The organism is Aeromonas sp. R7-5 (assembly GCF_040908015.1).
In the GTDB taxonomy this organism is placed as follows: domain Bacteria; phylum Pseudomonadota; class Gammaproteobacteria; order Enterobacterales; family Aeromonadaceae; genus Aeromonas; species Aeromonas caviae.
The window spans coordinates 29,013-49,349 of the sequence record NZ_JBFOCZ010000021.1 but is presented as its reverse complement, the minus strand read 5'-3'; the positions used below and the strand labels follow the sequence as shown (position 1 = coordinate 49,349).

Genomic DNA, 20,337 nt, shown 5'->3' with positions numbered 1-20,337 from the left:
GCAAGCGGGATCCAGCGAGGATCCCCATCCCTTTTGCAGGCGCGATCACTAACTGGCATAGTGACGGACATTGTGAAAGCCATTGACCATCAAACGGTTATCCCATGCTTAGCCTGCGCAACCTCAGTAAACGCTTCGCCAACGGCGGCGAGACGCTCCCCCTGTTCGAGGGGCTGGATCTCGCCCTCACCCCGGGGGAAACCTGCCTGCTGCTGGGGCAGAGCGGCTGTGGCAAGTCCACCCTGCTCAACCTCATCGCCGGTCTCATCGCCCCGGACGAGGGGGAGATCTGGCTGGAAGAGACCCGCCTCGACACCCTGCCGACAGATGAGCGGGCCCGCCTGCGTGGCCGCCATTTCGGCATCGTCTATCAGGATTTCAACCTGCTGCCGACCCTGACCGTGGCCGAGAACCTCGCCCTGCCCCTTCAGATAAACAACCTGCCCCAGGACGATGGGCGCCTCGATGCCCTGCTCGCGCGCCTTGGCATGAGCCACAAGCGCCACGCCTGGCCGGAGCAGCTCTCCGGCGGCCAGCGCCAGCGGGTGGCGCTGGCCCGTGCCCTCATTCATCAGCCCCGTTGGCTGCTCGCCGACGAACCCACCGGGAGCCTTGATGAACACAACGCCGAGCAGGTGATGGCCCTGATGATGAGCGCGGTGCGCGATACCGGCGCCGGTCTCTTGCTGGTGAGCCACAACCCGGGCTATGGCGACCTGGCGGATCGGGTGCTGCGCCTTGAAGGGGGGCAGCTGGTCGAGCTCAAGGGGCGCCGCCATGGCTGACGTCTGCCGGGGGGCCTGCTGATGTTGCCGCTCAAGGCGCAGCTGCGCCTCTATCGCGCTCACCCCTGGTTGCTTTTGATGAGCCTGGCCGGGCTCACCCTCGGGGTCACCCTGGTGGTGGCCATCGAGCTCTTGAACCACAGCGCCCGCACCAACTTCGTCGCCGCCCGCAGCCAGCTCGCCGGGGAGGCCAACTACCGCCTGGCCCCCCAGGGTGGCCTGGATGAGCAAGTCTACGTGAGGCTGGTGCGAAGCCAGCCGAACCTTGACGCCATGCCAGAGCTTCACGCCTGGCTCAAGGACGAGCAGGGGCGCAGCTTCCAGTTGCTGGGGATGGATCTCTTCAACCCCGGCCCCCTGCGCCGCCTCTTTGGCGATGCGCCAGACAGCCAACCCGATGTCTCGTTGAATCGCGCCGACAGCGTCTGGCTGGCCGCCCCCGAGGCGAGGCGCCTTGACTGGCAACCGGGCCAGTCGCGAACCTTTGTGCTGGGGGATGAGGGACAACGCCCCCTGACCCTGACCCTGGCGGGCACCTTCGAGCCCGGCGCCGTCCCCATGGAGCGGCTGCTGGTGACCGACATCGGCCTCGCCCAGCCGCTGCTGGGCAAGGTGGGGCGGCTCGATCGCATCGTCTTCAAACTCAGCGAGGACGAGGCCAATACCTTGCAAAGAGCCTTGCAGGCTGCACTGCAATCCTATGCCCCCCATCAGCCCCTCTGGCTTGAGCCCATCAGTCCGGCGCTCGATGCCAGCCAGCTCGGCGATGCGCTGGCGCTGAACCTCACGGCGCTCTCCCTGCTCGCCATGGCGGTGGGATTGTTTTTGGTGTTCAACGCCCAGCGCTTCGTGCAGAGCGTGCGCCGCCCCCTGCTCGCCCAACTCATCATCCTCGGGATGCCGCCGCGCCGGGTGCTGCGCTGGCTGACCCTGGAGATCCTGATCCTCGCCACCCTCGGCACTCTACTCGGGCTGTTGCTGGGGAGCCTGCTGGCCCTCGCCCTGATGGGGCAGCTCACCCAGGCGCTGGCCGACCTTTATGGCCCCAACCCCATCGACCTGCTGCGCCTCTCCCCGACGAGCCTTGGCAAGGCGCTGGTGATTGGCCTTCTGGGGATGCTTGCCGCCAACCTGCCCGGCTGGTGGCAACTGCTGCGCCAATCCCCCCTTGCGCTGCGAGAGGGCAACAGCCGCCCGCCGGCTCATCCCTGGCAACGTCGGGGCCTTGCCATCGCCATCCTGCTGCTGTGCGCCCTGTGTCTATGGCGGCCAGAAACCGGCCTGGGCGGCGCCCTCTTCGTGGCCGGAGGCTGGCTGCTCGCCATGGCCCTCCTGCTGCCCGATGCCCTTCGCTCCTTGCTGGGGCGGCTGCGTGCACGCGGCCCCCTCACCGCCCGGCTCGGGGTGGCCGAAACCCTCTATCACCTGGATCGCACCGCCATTGCGGTGATGGCGCTGCAACTGGCCATCGCCGCAGCCATCGGCATCGGGGTCATGGTGTCGAGCTTTCGCTCGAGCGTGGAGATCTGGCTCGGCCAGCGTCTGGCCGCCGATCTCTACGTCACCGCCCCCAAGGGGGTGGCCGGCAGCAGGGGCGCCCTGGGCGAGCAGACCCTCAACACCATTCTTGCAGCGCCGGATGTGCGCGCCGCCTCCCGCCGCGCCGTGCTCCCCGCCCGCTGGCAGGGGCAGCCCATCGAGTGGGCGCAGATGGACTTTATCCCCGAGATCAAAGCCGCCTATCCCTTGCTCGCCGGGCGCTGGCCCGCCGCTCCCGACGAGGTGCTGGCGAGCGAACCGCTGACGGTACGCCTCGGGGTCAGGGTGGGTCAGCGCCTCGAGGTAACCAGCGAAGGGGGGCGGAGGGCTTTCACCGTCACCGGCGTCTATCAGGATTACGGCAGCGACAAGGGGCAGATACTGCATGCCTTCGAAGGGGGCAAGGTGCAATCCCTTGCCCTCTTCAGCCCGGACCCCGAGCACCTTGGCGACAGGCTCAGGAGCCAGTTTGGCGAGCAGGTGAACCTGTTGCCCGCCCCCGACATCCACGCCGCCGCCCTCAGGGTGTTCGATCAGACCTTTGTGGTGACTGAGCTATTGAAGTTGCTCATTCTGGGGATCGCCTTCGTCGGCATCGGCTCGGCCTTTATGGTGCTGGGGCTGGCCCGGCGCGGCGAGTTGCAGACCCTGCAAAGCCTTGGCCTGAGCCCCCGCCACTGCCGCCGGCTGCTGGTGTGGCAAGGGGCGGGATTGGGACTGCTCACCGCATTGTTGGCCCTGCCGGTAGGCTATGGCCTTGCCTGGGTGCTGATTGAGGTGGTCAACCCCCGCGCCTTTGGCTGGCGGCTGGCCTTCGAGGCCGCCCCCCTGCACGCCGTCACGGCGCTTCTGCTCGCCCCCGTCTGTGGCGCGCTCGCCTCCTGGTACGCCGCGAGGAGAGTGGTATGAAAGATTGGTTGGCGCACTGGCTCAGCCATGGCTTGACGTTCCCATTGACCAGATCTCTGTCACCGCCCCTGATTCAGCGCAGAGAAGCGCACAGAGCTGCCGCGAACCATCCCCTCTCCCTTCGGGAGAGGGCCAGGGTGAGGGGAATCTTGTCCTCTTGGCTTGCAGCCCTCTTGATCCCGCTTGTTGCCATAAGCGGCCATGCGCAAGCCAGCGATCTGGGGAGCATCCTGGGTGGCGGCAACGATCACTTCAAAAAGGCCCTGCCGGGTCAGTCCATCAACCTGCCCGCGGATCACGCTGCCCACCCCGACTACCGCTCCGAGTGGTGGTATCTCACCGGCAACCTGAAAGACCAGCAAGGGCGCGACTACGGCATGCAGTGGACCCTGTTTCGCCAAGGCATCGAGCAGGAGATAACATCCGACAACCCCTGGCTCACCCCCCAGCTCTGGCTTGCCCAGTTCGCCATCACGGATGTGAGCAAAGGCAGCCACCAGCAGGACGAGCGCACCAGCCGCCAGGGGCCTGGGCTCGCCGGTGCCAGCGGCGGTGAGTATTGGCTGAAAGAGTGGCGGCTTACCTCTCAAGGGGAAGCGCTTTTTCCCGCCACCCTCAAGGTGCAGAGCAAGGCGGGGGATCTTGATGTGAAGGTGAGTGCCGCCAAGCCCGCGGTGCTACAGGGCAAAGCGGGTTACAGCGAGAAGAGCCCGGGCAACGCCTCCTTCTACTACTCCTACCCTCGCCTGACCATCAGCGGCACCCTGACCCTGGATGGGGAGACCCGCCACGTCAGCGGTGAGGGGTGGTTTGATCACGAGTGGAGCAGCTCGGTATTGGCCGAGTGGCAATCGGGCTGGGACTGGTTTTCGCTGCAGTTTGACGATGGCCGCGAGCTGATGCTGTTTCGCCTGCGCACCAAGGCAGGACGCACTGAGCCGGAGAACCGCTACGGCATCCTGATTGAACGAGACGGCAGCAGCCGGGTACTGAGCCCTGCGCAGATCCGCCTCACCCCCGGCAAAACCTGGCGCGGCCCCAAGGGGCAAGCCTACCCCATCGAGTGGCAGCTGGAAGCCGGCGATTTGAACCTGACGATCCGCGCCCGCCAAGCCAATCAGGCCATGACGGGACGCTTTGACTACTGGGAAGGGGCGGTGTCCGTCTCGGGGGATGCAAAAGGCGTCGGTTATCTGGAGATGACGGGCTACTGAGTCTTACCCCGTTCGCCATCGCGGATGAGCAGGTTCGACTCATGGATGTCAGCATCAGCGCGCGCTTGGCGATGCTGTTGGCCGCCTTCTCGCTGTCACAGGCGGACAGGGCGGCGGGGCAGCAACAAGCAGAGAGGCCATCTCCCCTCCCCCCGTTTCTCTCGACCGTGCCACGTAAAATCTGACCGCCATCAAGATTTCATTCAAATACCACGGATCGGCTGTGTTTTTACTCAACAGGAGCGGTCAGCGTTTGATAGGCTACTCATCCGGCCCTCAGAGCCCCAAAGGCAGCCAGGGAGTGGTTATGGTTCATTTCTTTTTAATTCTGCTTGAAGGCAGCACAACGGAAGCTGAAATCCGTGCGGTAGCCATTTTCATTGGCAAAAACACACTGCATGTTAAGTGATAAAAATGTCTTCTCTCCTGCGATTATTGATAGTTAAAACTACTTTTTATTTTGCGAGGAAGCATGACCGAAAAATTAAAAACATATAGTGAAGTAATAAGTTATTTAGAAAGTAAGAAAAGACAACCTCACCTCCTTTTAGGAAATGGTTTTAGCATGGCTTACAATCATGAGATTTTTTCTTACAATGCACTACATAGATTTATTGAAGAGCAAGATGATCCTCTCATTACATCTTTGTTTAAGATCATCAAAACAAAAAACTTCGAACTAATAATGCAACAGCTTGATAATTTCTGTGAGCTTATAAATGCTTTTGGCTCAAATGATGAGCTCCTAGAAAAAATTGAAACTGCTAGTTCCCGTTTGAAAGAAAGCTTAATTGATGCTGTTGAAGCATTGCACCCTGAGCATGTTTTCAAACTAGGAGAAAACCAGATAGCAAAATGTTATAATTTTTTATCTTTTTTCATAAACAATAATGGCTCCATTTTTAGTACTAATTACGACCTCTTACTTTATTGGGTTTTAATGAGAAAAAATGCACGAAATGCGATTGATGGCTTTGGTCGTGACAGAGAAGATACTGGAGATTATCACGATGAGCCAGAATACTCTGAGCTCAGATGGGGAAACAACAGAAAAGAGCAAAACATTTATTATGTTCATGGTGCTCTACCTATTTTTGATGAGGGTATACACATAATAAAAGAACAATATACTGGTGCAAACTACTTACTTGAAAATATAAAAAAACGAATTGATAAGGGGCACTATCCAGTCTTTGTTGCTTCTGGTAATGGAGAAGAAAAGCTAAACCATATCCTTCACAACCGTTATCTAACTTATTGCTATGAATCCCTGTGCAATATAGAAGGTTCATTAATTACTTTTGGTTTTAACTTTGGAGCCTATGATTACCATATAATTGATGCAATAAATATTGCGGCTAAACAAGGTCGACGTGCTGGTAAAAAATTATTCAGCGTGTACATTGGTGTATACAGCGATAACGATAGAAAACACATCGAAAGAATTCAAGATAGATTTAAGTGTAAAGTAACTCTTTTTGATGCCAAGACAACTAACATTTGGGCATGAACATATGTTATTAATAGCCTCTGTATCAAGGTACATTATTAATGTTGATAAATAACTAAATCAATTTTTGGGCTGTAGTGGTAATGCATATTTAAAATTCATTAACCTTCTTTACCATGGAGATAGAGTATATAATTTTAAAACAAACGAAAGCTTCCACATACCAAAAAGACTATTATATACGAAAAGTATAAAATTACAGATGTCATTTTAAAAGGATAAATGAGCTTATGGACATTGACATTGGAATAGCACTATCAACAGGCCTAGGAATTATAGCTGTCGTAGCATCTGCATTTTCATTATTTCAAAATTACAGCAGCAAGAAACTAAGTCTGATCATGGAAACAAGAATAAAGGACTTGGAATCTGATCGCTCTGAATTAAAAATAGACCTAAAAGAGCAAAGAACAGCATTTTCTGAAGCGATGAATAGAGTCCAGAACCTTGAAAATGAAATTTCCTCTCTTAGAAGAATAGCTCACGAGCTTATTATAAAGTCAGAAAGTCTGGCCGGCATGCTTTCGAACTTTGATAGTCGACTTGCCAATCATGAAGAAAAACTATTAAATATGGCTAGAGAAGCCGCAAAAGATGTGGCAATTACTACAAGCAATAAAATAATCAAGGTTGAATTAACACCCGCAATCCAAACTATTAAGTATGTAGAAAAATCCCTTGAACAAGTAAGACGCGAGCTAAAAGAGTATGTTTCTAGGGCAAAGCGAGAGTTGGAATATTAATTGTTAAGACTTAACAAGTTGAACTTTTTCTGAGCTAATTACCCCCCCGACAGAATTTATTCTGCCGGGGGGATTATTTATCTCGCCGCCTGATCCACCAGATAGAGGATGCTGTGGTAGGGAATGCCGGCGTGCTGGCTGAGCCCCATTTCACAGGTGCGGCTGTTGCTGAATCCCTGACGGCAATCCCTGGGCACCTGGGCGGGCAGGCTGGCAAGCGCCGCGGCGTTGAGCTCCGGGGTCATCAACCCTTTGTCGCCGGCAAAGCCGCAGCACTGGATATGCTCTGGCACGATCACCTCGCGGGCACAGGCGCGAGCCACCGCCAGCATCTTATCCCCCAGCCCCATGCGCCGGCTGCTGCAGGTGATATGGAGCATCACGGTCTCATCAATGGGGGTCAGCTCAAGGTGGGGCAGCAGGTGTTCCAGCACAAAGGTAGCGGACTCAAACACCCGAAGCCCCTTGCCGAGCGCCCCCGAGAGCAGTCGCTGCACGCAGGGGCTGGTGTCGAGCAGCACGGGCCAGCGCCCCTGCTCGCTTGCCTGCCACAATACCTCGGCCAGCTCACTACGCTTGGCTTCCGCCACCTCGCTCATCCCCTTGCTGTCATAGGGCATGCCGCAGCAGAGCCCCTCAACGCTCGCCGGCACGATGACCCGGCAGCCCGCCTTCTTGAGCAGGGATAACACCACCTGTGGCAGTGACGGGGCCTCCTCCTGCTGGCCGAACACCCGGCTCGCGCAGGAGGGCAGATAGACCACGGCGCGATCCTCTCCAATGCCCTCATTGGATCCGCCATGGCTCCCCTCCCCTTGCGACCACTGGTAACGGCTCGGCCCCGGCAGGGTGGGCAACCAGGCGGGGGTGCGCTGGCCGCTCAGATGGCGAACCCCGTTCACCAATCCTGCCAGCGCCTTGTCTCCCAGCACCTTGCCCGCAATGGCTTTTAGGCCCAGCGCCCCACGGGCCGTGCGGGTGACCCCTACGAAGTGATCGGCGCTCCAGCGGGCGATGGGCACGAAGCGCTGGTACTTTTCGCTGCGCAGCTTCTTGATCAGGCTGCCGGTGTTGATGCCCACCGGGCAGCGATCGGCGCACAGCCCGGTGGCGGCACAGGTCTCAATTCCCTGATAGTCAAACAGCCAGGCAAGATCCCCTGCCACTTCACCGCTGCGACCACGGCGTGACAACTCCCGATAGAGCACGATGCGCTGGCGCGGCGACAGCGACAGGGTACGCGAGGGGCAGACCGCCTCGCAAAAGCCGCACTCGATGCACGGATCCACGATGGCATCGCTCGCCGGCATGGGCTTGAGGTGGGCCAGGTGGGCCTTGGGGTCATCGTTGATGATGACGCCGGGATTGAGCAGGCCGTCGGGGTCGAGCAGCGCCTTGATGCGACGCATCAGCGCCATCCCCTCCGGCCCCCATTCCAGCTCCACATAGGGGGCCATGTTGCGGCCGGTGCCGTGCTCGGCCTTGAGGGACCCGCCAAAGCGCACGGCGACCAGCTCGGCCACCGCATCCATAAAGGCGCCGTAGCGGGCCACCTGGGCCGGATCGTCAAAGCCCTGGGTAAAGACGAAGTGCAGGTTCCCCTCCAGCGCGTGGCCGAAGATGATCGCTTCACCGTATTCGAAGCGATCGAACAGTTGCTGCAGCCCCGCCACCCCTTCCGCCAGGCGCTCGATGGGAAAGGCGACATCCTCGATGATGACGGTGGTGCCTGTGGTACGCACCGCCCCCACCGCCGGGAAGAGCCCCTTGCGAATCGCCCAGAGCCCGGCGCTGTCGGTAGTAAAAGGCACAGAGGCGACCTGGGCGAACTCGGCGGCCATGGCCGTCACCTGCTCGCAGCGATCCACCAACTCTTCCTTCGACTCCCCATGCACCTCCACAAGCAGGGCGCAGGCAGCCAGATCCAGGGTCTTGATAAAGTCCGGCAGGCCGGGCTTGCCCGCCACCGAGCGAAGGGATCGCCCATCCATCAGCTCCACCGCCGCCACCGGCGCACTTTTCAGGCGCGAGGTGGCCAGACAGGCCTGCTCAGCGTCCCGAAACACCAGCAGGGCCGACGCCTTGTGGGGGTATTCGGGCACGGTGTCGAGCACCACCTCGGCGATAAAGCCGAGGGTCCCCTCCGAGCCGATCATCAGGTGGGTGAGGATATCGACGGGGTCCTCATGGTCGAGCAGGGCGTTGATGGCGTAACCGGTGGTGTTCTTGAGCCGGTACTTGTGGCGAATTTTCGCGGCAAGCTCGGCGTTCGCCAGCACCTCGGCGCGCAGGGCGGCGAGCCCCGTGAGCAGCTCCGGGCGCCTGGCCGCAAAGGCGGCGCGGCTCTGGGGATCGCCGCTCTCCAGCACGGTGTCATCGGCCAGCAGCAAGGTCATGGCGTGCAATGTGTGATAGCTGTTGTGGGCGGTGCCGCAGCACATGCCGCTCGCGTTGTTGGCGGCGATGCCGCCAAGCTTGCAGGCGTTGATGGAAGCGGGATCCGGCCCAATCTTGCGGCCCAGGGGCGCCAGATAGCGGTTGGCATCGGCGCCGATCACCCCGGGTTGCAGGGCGATGCGGGCCCCCTCGTCCAGAATGCGGTGGCCGCGCCAGCTGTCGGTCAGGGTGATGAGCACCGAATCGCTCAGGGCCTGGCCCGAAAGGCTGGTGCCGGCGGCGCGAAAGGTGCACGGCAGGTGCAATTTGCGGCACACCGACAGCACGAAGCGCACTTCATCCAAAGAGTCGAGGCGCACGATGCGCTCGGGCACCAGGCGGTAGAAGCTGGCGTCCGTGCCGTGGGCCAGCCGAAGATCCGGGTTGCTCACCAGCCGCTCCGGCGGGATACGCGAGAGCACGGCAGCGTCAAATTCATTCCAGCGCATCAGCAATCCTCCACCAGCACGACCAAGAGGCGGCTCGGGCCGTGGGCGCCGTAGGCCAGGGTCTGCTGGATGTCGGCGGTCTTGGAGGGGCCGGAGACCAGCAGCAGATTGGTGGGCATGGCCTGCTGCCAGCGCCCGGCCGCCACCAGCCCCGCCAGGTTGTCGGCGATGGTGGAAGCCGCCAGCAGGGCGATATGGCAGGGGGGCACAAGCGAAATAGTGCGCGGCTCGCCGCCATCCGGCAGCAACACCAGCGTCCCGGTATCGGCGATGGCGCCCGCGCAGTGGGTGATGCCCGCCTGACAGACGTCGAACAGATCGTCCTTCCAGCTCGCGAACTCGCCAGAGGGGGTCAGCACAGATCGCCCGGCGCAGGCGGCCGCGACCTCCTCCTGCCAGCGACCGCCCTGGCCACAGGCCAGATGCGTTATTGCTTCCCCATCCAGCCAGGTGGCCAGATCCCGGGCAAGGGTTGCCTGTTGGACTGTGAGGATCTCGGCGTGGCTGGCGCTGATCCCGGCAACAAAGCGCTCACGCCGCGCGCTGTCGTCTGCCCCGCGCCAGGGTTGCCAGCCATGGGGGGCGTAGGCCATGGGGGTGGCGGCGCCGCGCAGGCGGCTTAATATGGCCTCTTTGCTCGACATCTCAGGACTCCTTCTTCTTCTGGCGCAGCAGGGCGTGCAGGCTCTGGGGGGCGGGTTTGGGGGCTTCGCGGCACTGGGTCCAGGGGCCCAGGTGTTTGGGCATCAAGCCCCGCAGGCGACCGGCCACCCCGGTCGCAGCGTGATAGAGGCGCGGGTGGGTGGCGGCAAAGGCAAAGCCCTGCATGGCAAGGGTCTCGAGCCGGCTCCTGGCCGCCCCCTGCCCCGCCAGCGGTTCGTGACCGGGCTGGGCGTCGTGCTTGGCCTCCCGGCGCAGGCGCTGCAACATGTCGGGAATGGGGATGCGCACCGGGCACACCTCGCCGCAGGCACCGCACAGGCTGGAGGCCGTCACCAGATCGCTCGTGCTTTCCAGCCCCAGCAGATGGGGGGAGATGATTTTGCCGATGGGCCCCGGGTAGATGGTGCCGTAGGCGTGGCCGCCGATGCGGGTGTAGACCGGGCAGTGGTTCATGCAGGCGCCGCAGCGGATGCACTGCAATGTCTTGCGCAGCTCCTCGTCCCGATAGGCCTGGCTGCGGCCGTTGTCCAGCAGCACCAGGTGCACCTCGTCCGGGCCGTCCAGCTCCCCTGCCCGGCGCGGGCCGCTGATGACGTTGAAGTAGGTGGTGATGGCCTGCCCGGTGGCCGAGCGGGTCAGGGCGCTGTAAAGGGGCGGCACGTCGGATAGGCACTCCACCACCTTCTCGATGCCGGTGATGGCCACGTGGACCTTGGGCACAGTGGTGCACATGCGCCCGTTGCCCTCGTTCTCAACGAGGCACAGGCTGCCGGTCTCGGCCACCGCAAAGTTGACGCCGGAGAGCCCCATGCCGGCGCGGCGAAACTCTTCGCGCAAGGCCCGCCGCCCGGTCTGGATCAGGGCGTCCACGTCCGTGGTGGGGGTGAAGCCTTCCAGGTTGCTTGCGAAGGTGTCGCTCACCTCCTGCTTGTTCTTGTGGATGGCGGGCATGATGATGTGGGACGGGGTGTCACCGTCGAGCTGGACGATAAACTCCCCCATGTCGCTCTCAAGGCAGCGGATGCCGTGGCGCGCCATCTCGTGGTTGAACCCCACCTCCTCGCTCACCATGGACTTGCCCTTGACGATGCTGCTCACCCCGTTTTTTTGGGCGATGCGAAGGATGATGGCGTTGGCCTCGGCCGGCGTCTGGGCCCAGTGCACCCGGATGCCGTTGCGCTCACAGTTGGCTTCGAGCTGCTCCAAAAGGTCCGGCAGACGCGAGAGACAGCGCTGGCGAATTTGCTCCGCCGCATCGCGCACCGCCGCCTCCTCGGCTGGATCGGCGAAGGCATCCCGGCGCTTGGCGCGCAGGTAATCCATGGCACCGCGAAAATTCTGGCGCAGCACGGGGTCGGCCAGGGCCGCCTCGGCCTGGGGATGGAAGCGGCGCGGCGAATACTTGGCGTGATCAGACATGGGGCTGGGCCTCTTTGGTATGAGCCAAATCGCTAACAGCGGCGCCGTTATGAGCTATTTCGTCACTGTCGGGGCGGCTGTGGGCGAGCAGGAAGCTCGCCAGATGGGTGGCAGGCAAGATCCTGCCCTGATAGGCCAAGGATCCCTTGATGTTCAAGAGGCACCCCCAATCGGCGCTCACCAGGGTGTCGGCGCCGGTGGCCAGCAGGTGGCGGGTCTTGTCCTCCACCATGGCCTGGCTGATGTGGGGGTGGCGCACCGAGAAGGTGCCGCCAAAGCCGCAGCACTCGCTCTCGTAGGCCTGTTCATGCAAGGTGACGCCATCGAGCTGCCCCAGCAGGCTGCGGGCCGTGGTGTGTACCTGCATCTCGCGCCGGGCCGAGCAGGAGGTGTGCATGACGATGCTCGCCTCCCCCACCCCGTGCCAGCGCACCCGGCAGACCCGGGCCAGAAACTCGGTGAGCTCGAACACCCGATCGCAAAAATCGGCCACCTTGGGGCTCTCGGGGAAGAGGCGGCGGTAGTGGTGGTGCATCATTCCGCCGCAGGAGCCCGACAGCACCACCACCGGCCAGGGCTCGGGGAAGAGCGCCATCTGGCTTTGCGCCACCTTGCGCGCCTCCTCCTCGTGACCCGAGGTGTAGGCCGGCTGCCCGCAGCAGGTCTGTTTCTCGACAAAGTGCACCCTTATCCCTTCCCGCTCGATCAGGGCGATGGCATCGAGCCCCGCCACCGGGTCGAACAGGTCCACCAGACAGGTGGCGTAGAGATAGACATCGGCCGGCTTGGCCGGGTAGACCCGCATTACCTTCATCACTTGCTCTCCTTACTTGAGCTGCAGCAGTGCGTCCGAGATGTGGAAGCTGTACATGAGCGCCAGCCCGATAAGGCCGGTGACCAGCAGGTAGTAGAGGGTCGGCAGCGCCGTCTTGCGCAGCGTCGCCCCCTCACGACCGAGCAGCCCCACGGTGGCCGACGCCGCCACCACGTTGTGAATGGCGATCATGTTGCCCGCAGCGGCGCCGACTGCCTGCAGGGCCAGCATGGCGGCGGTGGAGACCCCCAGGGTCTGGGCCACCTCGAACTGGAACTGGCTGAACATCATGTTCGATACCGTGTTGGAGCCGGCGATGAAGGCCCCCAGCGCGCCGATGGTGGCGCTGAGCGCCGGGAAGAACTCCCCCACCAGCCCGGCGGCAAAATTCGCGGTGGTCACCGGCATGCTGGCGAGATCCGCCCCATTGACGCCGGAGTTGATGAAGATGCGCACCATGGGCACGGTGAAAATCAGCACGAAGCCGGCGCCGATCAGGGTGCGGCTGGACTCCCCCAGCGCCCGCCCGAAGGGGGCGAGGGAGCGCGATTGCAGCCAGGTGGCGAGCAGGGCGCAGAGCACCAGCAGGCCACCCGGCAGGTAGAGCGGCTCAATGGAGGCGCTGACCCCCTTCTCCCCCAAAAGGTCCGTGAAGGCGAGGCTCACCGACAAGAGGCTTGCCTTGAACTCCGGGCTCACCCGGCTCGCCACCAGCAGGAGCGCCAGCGCCACATAGGGGAGCCAGGCCAGCATGAGCGACATGGGGCGACCGGCGGCCTCTTTGAGATCGAGCTTCAAGGAGCCCAGCCACTCGGCGGGCCACTCGTTCTCGGGGGCGAAATCCCAGGAGTTCTTGGGCACCAGAAAACCGGCTCGCGCCGCCGTCACCACCAGGGCCAGCCCCACCAGACCGCCGATGAGGGACGGGAACTCGGGGCCGAGCAGCATGCCGGTGAGGGCATAGGGGACGGTGAAGGCGAGCCCGGCGAAAATCGCAAACGGCAGGATGGAGAGCCCCTCGGTCCAGCTGCGGTTGCGGCCAAAGAAGCGGGTCAGCATCATCACCATCAGCACCGGCATCAGGGTGCCAACGGTGGCGTGAATGAGGGCCACGTTGGTGGTCACCTGCTGCAGGTAGATGTCCCAGCTGCTGCCGCCGGCGCTCAGGGTCTGGCCGATTGCCTGGTTATCCAGCCCCTTGTTGATACCCACCAGGATGGGGGTGCCCACCGCACCGAACGACACCGGGGTGGACTGGATCATCATGCCGAGCAGCACGGCGGCCAGCGCCGGAAAGCCGATGGCCACCAGCAGGGGCGCGGCGATGGCGGCCGGGGTGCCAAAGCCCGAGGCCCCTTCGATAAAGGCGCCGAAGCACCAGGCGATGATGATGGCCTGGATGCGCCTGTCCGGCGAGATGTTGGTGAAACCGCCGCGAATGGCGGTGATGGCACCGGTGTGTTTGAGGGTATTGAGCATCAGGATGGCGCCGAACACGATCCAGAGCACGGTCACCGTGATCACCAGCCCCTGCAGGGTGGAGGCGAGCACCCGGGTCGGGCTCATCTGCCAGCCCCAGAGGGCGATGAACACGGTCAACAGAAAGGCGACGGGCATGGCGCGCTTGGCGGGCCAGTTGAGGCCGACCAGCAGCACGGCGGCCACCAGGATCGGCGAGAAGGCCACCAGGGCCAGCAGGGTGTCTGTCATCATTGCGTCCTTGTCCAGAGGGGTGCAGAGGCGCACCTTGTTGTTGTTTTGTTAAGCGGACGTGACCTTACCCTGTTCCTTTTTCGCGATATATGGAAATAATGAACAACATTCGTTCCAAAAGTTGATCAATATGGCCAGTACCGACGACCTCATCCTCTTCGCCCAGGTGGTGGAGGCCGGCTCCTTCAGCAAAGTGGCTGAACAAAATTCCCTGACAAATTCAGTGGTTAGCAAGCGGATCGGGCGTCTTGAGGAGGAGCTCGGGGTCCAGCTCCTCTATCGCACCACCCGCCGGCTCACCCTGAGCGAGGCGGGCAAGGCGCTCTATCAAGGTGCCAAAAATGTGAAGGCCGCCGCACTGGACGCCTTCGACGCGGTGGCGGGATTTGGTGAAAAGGTGAGCGGTCATGTGCGGATGTCGGTGCCCACCATCTCCGGCGAGCTCTTGCTCGCCGATGCGGTGGCCGATTTTTGCCAGCAGCACCCCGGGCTCACGGTGGAGATGTCGCTCGACAACCGCTTCGTCAACCTGGTGGAAGAGGGGTTCGATCTGGTCATTCGCACCGGCTATCTGGATGACTCCAGCCTGATTGCCCGCCACATCCTCGACTCCCAGTGGGTGATCTGCGCGGCCCCCGCCTATGTGCGCCGCTTCGGGGCACCGCGGGAGCCGTCGGATTTGCTCACCCACAACTGCCTGCGCTACGCCTACCAGAGCACGGGGGCCTCGGAGTGGGCCTTCAAGGGGGAAGAGGGCAACTATCTGGTGTCGGTGTCGGGGAGCTTTTCAACCGACAACGCCGGCGCCCTTCGCAAGGCGGCGCTGGGGGGACGCGGCATCGTCTATGTGCCGCGCTGTCTGGTCTATCACGACCTGATGCAGGGGGATCTGGTGGACCTGTTTCCCGACCGGGTGGGCAAGAAGCTCGGCATCTACGCCGTCTACCCCTTCACCCGCCAGCCGCCGCGCAAGATAAGGCTGCTCATCGAGCACATCCGCCAGCGCTATCTGGAGATTGGCCACTACTTCATCTGAGGCCCTTGTCGGGCCTCAGAGGGCGGATGACGCCGCCTGACGGGAGAGAAACGCCAGGGACTGGCGGTTGAAGTGATCCGGCTGCTCCACGTTGCAGACATGGCCGCACTTTTCGATGATTTCGAGGCGGCTGTAAGGGTCGCGGGCCACCTGCTCACGCACCGGGGCGAGGAACATGTGATCCTCCTCCCCCATCACGTAGAGGGTGGGAATGGGCAGGGCCCGCTCGCGAAAGTAACGCATCAGGGGGTTCACCTCGGTGGCGAGACGGAACCAGCGCTTGAACTCCTTCTGACAGAGCTTTCTGGCCTCGCGCACAAACAGGTTGCGGGACTCCTGATGGTGCTGGCGCGGCATGATGATGAAGGCGAACAGGCGGTAGAGCCACATGTAGGGCAGGAAGTGCTGGCCGAGGCGACCAAGCTGCACCAGCACCCGGGAGCGGATGTCGAGACGCAGGATGGCGCCGCCGAGCACCATGCTCTTGACCCGCTCGGGGCGAAGCTCCGCCAGGTGGCGGATGAGGATGGTGCCAAGGGAGATGCCGACAAAATGGGCGTGGGGGATGCGCAGATGATCCAGCAGGCGCAGGATGTCCTCGGTCACGGCCCGAAAGCTGTAGTGCCCCTTTACCACCTGCTGCAGCTGGTTGGACTGGCCGTGACCGCGAAGGTCCAGCAGCAGCACGTTGAAGTGCTCCCGGTAGGCCCGCAACTGCTTGAACCAGATGGAGGAGCTGCCGCCCGCACCGTGCACGAACACCACCCAATCCCGATCGGGACCCAGTTCAAAGGTCTTGTGGTACAACATCTCATGGGCTCCCGGGGTGATGGGGGGTATACTCGGCGCGCATATTAACAGAAGGCTCACCCCGGTGAACATGCTTCCACCATGATCGGACCAGCCTGGAGTCCCCATGACCCTCGTTCAATTGCGTGAATTTTTGCTCAGCCAGCCCGGCGCCACCGAGGACACCCCCTTCGGCCCGGAGATCCTGGTCTACCGCATCGCCGGCAAGATGTTTGCCCTGGTGGACTGGCAGGCGGAGCCCCTCTCCATCAACCTGAAGTGCGAACCCGAGCTCGCCCTGCTGCTGCGGGAGATCCACCCCGAGGTGAAACCGGGCTGGCACATGAACAAGCAGCACTGGAACACGGTGACCCTGAGTGGAGGCCTGTCTGACGATCTCTGGCAGGGCTGGATAGTCCACTCCTATGAGCGGGTGGTGGCGGGTCTGCCCAGGGCGAAGCGGCCCCAGGCCCCCCGCTCGACCATCAGGGAGGGTTGACCCATGCCGTCTCCTTCTTCTCCTCGCATCGTCCCCCTCGAGGAGGCACACATACCAAGGCTGCTGGATCTGTTCGAGCAGTCGGTACGCCGCCTGGGGCCTGCACACTACAGCCCGGATCAGGTGGAGCAGTGGGCCAGGGGCGCCCATCACCCGGGGCTTGCCAGCCAGTTGCGCGAACACCATGGCTGGGTCATCGAGCAAGACGATGTGCCCCTTGGCTTTGCCACCCTGAGCGATGACGGTCATCTCAGCCTGCTCTACGTGAGCGCGGATCATCCGCGCCAGGGGCTCGGCACCCTGCTGCTGGAGCGGGTGCTGGCAGCCGCCAGCCAGATGGGGCTTGGCAGCCTCACCACGGAGGCGAGCGCCTTCAGCCTCGCCCTCTTCCTGCGTCACGGCTTCCTGCTGACCGGATTGGAGACGGTGGAGCGCGGCGGTGTCCAATTTATCCGCCATCGGCTCCACTGCCGCTTGCCATGACGGGTTCAGCCACTAAAATACGCACCATTTCCCCAAGGCAATAATGAAGAAAGGGCAGCCATCATGGTGGTAGAGAGCGACGGTTACATTGCGCTGATCGAGTATCTGGTAGAGAGTCTGGGTCTGTTCGAGAGCCAGCAACAAGGCGGCGGCGCCCAGACCATCGAGGATCTGGTGAGCAGCCGGGTGGCCGACAACCTGATGGCCATCTGCGAGCAGAACCCCCAGCTCGACCCCAAGGTGCGCTTCCTGATCATGCAGGAGGCCGATGCCGTGGTCGCCGACCTGGAAGAGGTGCTCTCCGCCGTCTGGTTGTCCGCCCCCAGCGAAGCCCAGCAAGCCTTCCTCATCGAGTTCATCGACCTCATCAAGAACCTGTTCGACAGCACCATCAGCTGACCCCGCCCCTGCCGTGACGGCAAGGGGACGAGATGCAATGAGGCGAGGAGTGAGGCGGGACGCCCAATGAAAAGGGCCGCCTCATCGGGCAGCCCTGCTTGCTAGCATTGTCAATTCATCGCGCTCGTCAGAGTAATGAATTTCGGGGCAAAAAAATGTGTCTGGTCTTGGCAACCATCCGTGGTCGCTACCCTGTTGGTCAGCCAGGGTTCAGTTTAGTTCCCCACCTGACGCATTTTTTTCAATTATTTTTCATCACAATGACACGGGGGCCTGATGGCCCCCGTGGTATGCAATGACGCCTCAGCGATTCAGGCTGGGAGGCAGGCAGACACCGATGCCCCCCAGGCCGCAATACCCCTCGGGATTCTTCTCCAGATATTGCTGGTGATAATCCTCGGCATAGTAGAAAGGGGCCAGCGGCAGGATGCGGGTGGTGATGGTACGCCCGTCACCGCTCGCCGTCATGGCCTGCTGGTAGGCGGCCAGGCTCTGCTGGGCAATCGCCTCCTGGGTGTCGTCCCCGACGAAGATGACGGAGCGATACTGGGTGCCGATGTCGCCACCCTGGCGCATCCCCTGGGCCGGATCATGGTGTTCCCAGAACAGCTTGACGAGATCCCCATAGCTGATGACCTTGGGATCGAACACCACCTGCACCGTCTCGGCGTGGCCGGTCAGGCCGCTGCACACCTCCTTGTAGGTGGGATTGGGGGTCAGCCCCCCCTGATACCCGGCGGCGGTGGAATAGACCCCGGGCTGCTGCCAGAACAGACGCTCCACACCCCAGAAACAGCCCATGCCGAACCAGGCAAGCTCCATCCCCTCGGGCCAGGGCCCCTGGGTCGGGTGGCCGTTTACTGCGTGCACCTGGCCAATCTCCAGCGCTTCCCGCCGTCCCGGCAGCGCCTCTGCCGGTGAAATAATCTGCTCCATATGCCCTGTCCTTGTATAAAACCCCGCGCAATGCGGCTGACGAAAAGGAACACCGAAGATATCAGGTTATTAGCCCGGATCAACCAGGGAGCGGCCCCCGGGGCGACCCTCCCGCCCTCGCCTGCGTCTTCCCCTCCCCGCCAGCACTGGTCAAAATGGCGACAAAAAAACACCAACTCGATATTTAGTCTTGATTTGTGAATTTATTTTCATATATTGGGCAAATTGCTGCTTTTTTATGGAATGAAACACGTGCGTGAACGCGAACCCAGCCTGGTCCATGCCTTTCGGCAATCCACCCCCTATGTCAATGTGCACCGGGGTGCCACCTTCGTCCTGATGATCGGCGGGGAAGCCATTTGTCACCCCAATTTCGCCAACATCGTCAGCGACATCGCCCTGCTGCAGACCTTGGGGATCCGCCTGGTGCTGGTGTTTGGTTCGCGTCCGCAAAATGACGAGGCCCTGGCCCGCGCCGGCATCCAGGCCCAGTATCACAAGCGGATCCGGGTCACCGACGATGCCAGTTTCGCCATCATCAAGCAGGTGTGCGGCGGTCTGCAATACGACATCACCGCCCAGCTCTCCATGGGGCTCGCCAACACACCCATGCAGGGGGCCCGCATCAGCGTGGTGAGCGGCAACTTCGTCACCGCCCAGCCGCTGGGTGTGGATGACGGCATCGACTTCTGCCACAGCGGCCGGGTGCGTCGCATCGATGTGGAGGGGATCACCCGCCAGCTGGATCAGCACGGCCTGGTGCTCATCTCCCCCATTGGCTGCTCGGTCACCGGCGAGAGCTTCAACCTGAGCTCAGAAGAGGTAGCCCGCCGGGTGGCGGTGGATCTCAAAGCCGACAAGCTCATCTGCTTCAGCAGCACCCAGGGGGTCATGGACAGGCACGGGGAGGCCATCTCCGAGCTCTTCCCCGAGCAGGCCGAAGAGCTGCTGGTGGCGCTGGAGCAAGCGGGGGAAGAGATGTCAGGCACCGCCCGCTACCTGCGCGCGGCCATCGCCTCCTGCCGGGGTGGCGTGCCCCGCTCCCACCTGGTGAGCTATCAGGACGACGGCGCCATGCTGCAGGAGCTGTTCAGCCGCGAGGGGCTGGGAACCCAGATCGTGCGCGAAAGCGCCGAGCGGGCCCGGGCCGCCACCATTGAGGACATCGGCGGCATCCTGGATCTCATCCGTCCGCTGGAGGAGGAAGGGATCCTGGTGCGCCGCTCCCGGGAGCAGCTGGAGATGGAGATAGACAAGTTCACCATCATCGAGCGGGACGGCCTCATCATCGGCTGCGCCGCGCTCTATTGCTTCATGGAAGAAGCCATGGCCGAGATGGCCTGCGTCGCCATCCACCCGGAGTATCGCAACTCCAACCGGGGAGACACCCTGATCGCCAAGGTGGCCGAGCGGGCCAGGCGGCTCGGCATCCGTCGCCTGTTCGTGCTCACCACCCGCTCCATCCACTGGTTCCGGGAGCGGGGCTTCGATCCCCTGGAAGTCGAAGATCTGCCGGTGGAGCGCCAGCGCTTCTACAACTGGCAGCGTCGCTCCAAGGTTTTGTCCAAGACCATTTCGTAACTGATTGATCTTGTGTCTGGTTACCGTCAATTTTGTTCTTTTTTACGAACTCGATTGACAGTGCAATCCAGACCAAGGTATTTGTACATGCACGCCACTTGTCACAGGTGGCACCAGAAGAGGAGCGCTGCCCAGGCAGCCCAGGGGAGGACACCAGTGTCCGGTGAACTTGGGTCAGGGGGAGCAGCGCCGAGACGAGGCGAGTGACTGGACACCGCCACGTCGGCTGCGGGGGCTGAATCCCCCGGGTTGTCATCGGTAGTGGTCATCCCACACCGCGCCCCACTTGGGGCGGGTACGGGATGGGCTCTGCAGGTGGAGTGCTTCTGGCCGGGATCCTCGCGTTTTCCTGCCATTTTTTGCCTCCTCCTCTCTATTTGCCCGATGAAACCGGATTTTCACCTTGAGACAGGAGTATGC

The 20,337-nt window shown here is 61.9% G+C and carries 17 protein-coding genes and 1 riboswitch; of the genes, 10 read left to right on the top strand and 7 right to left on the bottom strand.

Annotation, left to right across the window (positions count from 1 at the left end; all coding sequences use genetic code 11):
- Positions 1 to 104: 104 nt before the first annotated feature.
- From AB5Y53_RS07445 to AB5Y53_RS07425, 5 genes are all read left to right on the top strand, one after another.
- The gene (locus tag AB5Y53_RS07445) at positions 105 to 785 is read left to right on the top strand and encodes an ABC transporter ATP-binding protein (protein WP_010674380.1); all 681 of its coding nucleotides are present in this window, start codon (positions 105 to 107) and stop codon (positions 783 to 785) included.
- A gap of 21 nt (positions 786 to 806) precedes the next feature.
- Positions 807 to 3,233, top strand: a complete 2,427-nt coding sequence (locus AB5Y53_RS07440) for an FtsX-like permease family protein (RefSeq protein ID WP_368181499.1) — start codon at positions 807 to 809, stop codon at positions 3,231 to 3,233.
- 173 nt (positions 3,234 to 3,406) lie between these two features.
- Positions 3,407 to 4,447, top strand: a complete 1,041-nt coding sequence (locus AB5Y53_RS07435; protein WP_368181518.1) for a lipocalin-like domain-containing protein — start codon at positions 3,407 to 3,409, stop codon at positions 4,445 to 4,447.
- Between the two features lie 472 nt (positions 4,448 to 4,919).
- The gene (locus AB5Y53_RS07430) at positions 4,920 to 5,957 is read left to right on the top strand and encodes a DUF4917 family protein (RefSeq protein WP_021468740.1); all 1,038 of its coding nucleotides are present in this window, start codon (positions 4,920 to 4,922) and stop codon (positions 5,955 to 5,957) included.
- A gap of 230 nt (positions 5,958 to 6,187) precedes the next feature.
- A complete protein-coding gene (locus tag AB5Y53_RS07425; RefSeq protein WP_242798643.1) occupies positions 6,188 to 6,700 on the top strand; it encodes a hypothetical protein in 513 nt (170 codons plus the stop codon).
- A 77-nt stretch (positions 6,701 to 6,777) separates the two neighbouring features.
- On the opposite strand, the gene AB5Y53_RS07420 is transcribed toward AB5Y53_RS07425, so the two are convergent.
- Genes AB5Y53_RS07420 through AB5Y53_RS07400 form a run of 5 tightly spaced genes read right to left on the bottom strand, consistent with a single transcriptional unit; the run spans position 6,778 to position 14,191 of the window.
- Positions 6,778 to 9,585 carry an FAD-binding and (Fe-S)-binding domain-containing protein gene (locus AB5Y53_RS07420; protein WP_368181497.1) on the bottom strand — a complete coding sequence of 936 codons (2,808 nt, stop codon included), beginning with the start codon at positions 9,583 to 9,585 and terminating at the stop codon, positions 6,778 to 6,780.
- Complete coding sequence (locus AB5Y53_RS07415) at positions 9,585 to 10,229, bottom strand: lactate utilization protein C (RefSeq protein ID WP_368181496.1); 645 nt, start codon at positions 10,227 to 10,229, stop codon at positions 9,585 to 9,587. Before AB5Y53_RS07415 ends, AB5Y53_RS07420 begins: the two co-directional genes overlap by 1 nt.
- 1 nt (position 10,230) lies before the next feature.
- Positions 10,231 to 11,667, bottom strand: coding sequence for a LutB/LldF family L-lactate oxidation iron-sulfur protein (locus AB5Y53_RS07410; RefSeq protein ID WP_368181494.1), 1,437 nt, complete (start codon positions 11,665 to 11,667; stop codon positions 10,231 to 10,233).
- On the bottom strand, positions 11,660 to 12,481 hold the full coding sequence (locus AB5Y53_RS07405) for a (Fe-S)-binding protein (protein ID WP_081332092.1): 822 nt from the start codon (positions 12,479 to 12,481) through the stop codon (positions 11,660 to 11,662). The genes AB5Y53_RS07410 and AB5Y53_RS07405 overlap by 8 nt, the downstream gene beginning before the upstream one ends.
- A 12-nt stretch (positions 12,482 to 12,493) precedes the next feature.
- On the bottom strand, positions 12,494 to 14,191 hold the full coding sequence (locus AB5Y53_RS07400; protein ID WP_201927056.1) for an L-lactate permease: 1,698 nt from the start codon (positions 14,189 to 14,191) through the stop codon (positions 12,494 to 12,496).
- Positions 14,192 to 14,252: 61 nt separating this feature from the next.
- Here AB5Y53_RS07400 and AB5Y53_RS07395 point away from each other — a divergent pair, with 61 nt between their 5' ends.
- Positions 14,253 to 15,230, top strand: coding sequence for a LysR family transcriptional regulator (locus tag AB5Y53_RS07395; RefSeq protein ID WP_080988704.1), 978 nt, complete (start codon positions 14,253 to 14,255; stop codon positions 15,228 to 15,230).
- Between the two features lie 15 nt (positions 15,231 to 15,245).
- On the opposite strand, the gene AB5Y53_RS07390 is transcribed toward AB5Y53_RS07395, so the two are convergent.
- Entirely contained in the window at positions 15,246 to 16,040 is a 795-nt protein-coding gene (locus AB5Y53_RS07390; RefSeq protein WP_010674369.1) for an alpha/beta fold hydrolase, read from the bottom strand.
- A 106-nt stretch (positions 16,041 to 16,146) separates the two neighbouring features.
- Between AB5Y53_RS07390 and AB5Y53_RS07385 the strand changes: the two genes are divergently transcribed.
- The 3 genes from AB5Y53_RS07385 (at position 16,147) to AB5Y53_RS07375 (ending at position 17,400) form a co-directional block, all read left to right on the top strand.
- On the top strand, positions 16,147 to 16,518 hold the full coding sequence (locus AB5Y53_RS07385) for an MmcQ/YjbR family DNA-binding protein (protein ID WP_319901080.1): 372 nt from the start codon (positions 16,147 to 16,149) through the stop codon (positions 16,516 to 16,518).
- Positions 16,519 to 16,521: 3 nt separating this feature from the next.
- A complete protein-coding gene (locus AB5Y53_RS07380) occupies positions 16,522 to 17,001 on the top strand; it encodes a GNAT family N-acetyltransferase (RefSeq protein ID WP_069785686.1) in 480 nt (159 codons plus the stop codon).
- Between the two features lie 63 nt (positions 17,002 to 17,064).
- Positions 17,065 to 17,400, top strand: coding sequence for a DUF3802 family protein (locus AB5Y53_RS07375; RefSeq protein ID WP_010674366.1), 336 nt, complete (start codon positions 17,065 to 17,067; stop codon positions 17,398 to 17,400).
- A gap of 303 nt (positions 17,401 to 17,703) precedes the next feature.
- Here AB5Y53_RS07375 and msrA read toward each other — a convergent pair whose 3' ends face one another.
- Complete coding sequence (gene msrA / locus AB5Y53_RS07370; RefSeq protein ID WP_010674365.1) at positions 17,704 to 18,336, bottom strand: peptide-methionine (S)-S-oxide reductase MsrA; 633 nt, start codon at positions 18,334 to 18,336, stop codon at positions 17,704 to 17,706.
- A gap of 252 nt (positions 18,337 to 18,588) precedes the next feature.
- Here msrA and argA point away from each other — a divergent pair, with 252 nt between their 5' ends.
- A complete protein-coding gene (gene argA / locus AB5Y53_RS07365) occupies positions 18,589 to 19,917 on the top strand; it encodes an amino-acid N-acetyltransferase (protein WP_010674364.1) in 1,329 nt (442 codons plus the stop codon).
- 109 nt (positions 19,918 to 20,026) lie between these two features.
- Positions 20,027 to 20,251, top strand: a riboswitch (Lysine riboswitch).
- Positions 20,252 to 20,337: the final 86 nt, after the last annotated feature.

Bases quoted from the DNA above. Each gene is read 5' to 3' on its own strand.
- AB5Y53_RS07445 (WP_010674380.1), top strand. From the start codon at position 105: ATGCTTAGCCTGCGCAACCTCAGTAAACGCTTCGCCAACGGCGGCGAG.
- AB5Y53_RS07440 (WP_368181499.1), top strand. From the start codon at position 807: ATGTTGCCGCTCAAGGCGCAGCTGCGCCTCTATCGCGCTCACCCCTGG.
- AB5Y53_RS07430 (WP_021468740.1), top strand. From the start codon at position 4,920: ATGACCGAAAAATTAAAAACATATAGTGAAGTAATAAGTTATTTAGAA.
- AB5Y53_RS07425 (WP_242798643.1), top strand. From the start codon at position 6,188: ATGGACATTGACATTGGAATAGCACTATCAACAGGCCTAGGAATTATA.
- AB5Y53_RS07420 (WP_368181497.1), bottom strand. From the start codon at position 9,585: ATGCGCTGGAATGAATTTGACGCTGCCGTGCTCTCGCGTATCCCGCCG.
- AB5Y53_RS07415 (WP_368181496.1), bottom strand. From the start codon at position 10,229: ATGTCGAGCAAAGAGGCCATATTAAGCCGCCTGCGCGGCGCCGCCACC.
- AB5Y53_RS07410 (WP_368181494.1), bottom strand. From the start codon at position 11,667: ATGTCTGATCACGCCAAGTATTCGCCGCGCCGCTTCCATCCCCAGGCC.
- AB5Y53_RS07405 (WP_081332092.1), bottom strand. From the start codon at position 12,481: ATGAAGGTAATGCGGGTCTACCCGGCCAAGCCGGCCGATGTCTATCTC.
- AB5Y53_RS07400 (WP_201927056.1), bottom strand. From the start codon at position 14,191: ATGACAGACACCCTGCTGGCCCTGGTGGCCTTCTCGCCGATCCTGGTG.
- AB5Y53_RS07390 (WP_010674369.1), bottom strand. From the start codon at position 16,040: ATGTTGTACCACAAGACCTTTGAACTGGGTCCCGATCGGGATTGGGTG.
- AB5Y53_RS07385 (WP_319901080.1), top strand. From the start codon at position 16,147: ATGACCCTCGTTCAATTGCGTGAATTTTTGCTCAGCCAGCCCGGCGCC.
- AB5Y53_RS07380 (WP_069785686.1), top strand. From the start codon at position 16,522: ATGCCGTCTCCTTCTTCTCCTCGCATCGTCCCCCTCGAGGAGGCACAC.
- AB5Y53_RS07375 (WP_010674366.1), top strand. From the start codon at position 17,065: ATGGTGGTAGAGAGCGACGGTTACATTGCGCTGATCGAGTATCTGGTA.
- msrA (WP_010674365.1), bottom strand. From the start codon at position 18,336: ATGGAGCAGATTATTTCACCGGCAGAGGCGCTGCCGGGACGGCGGGAA.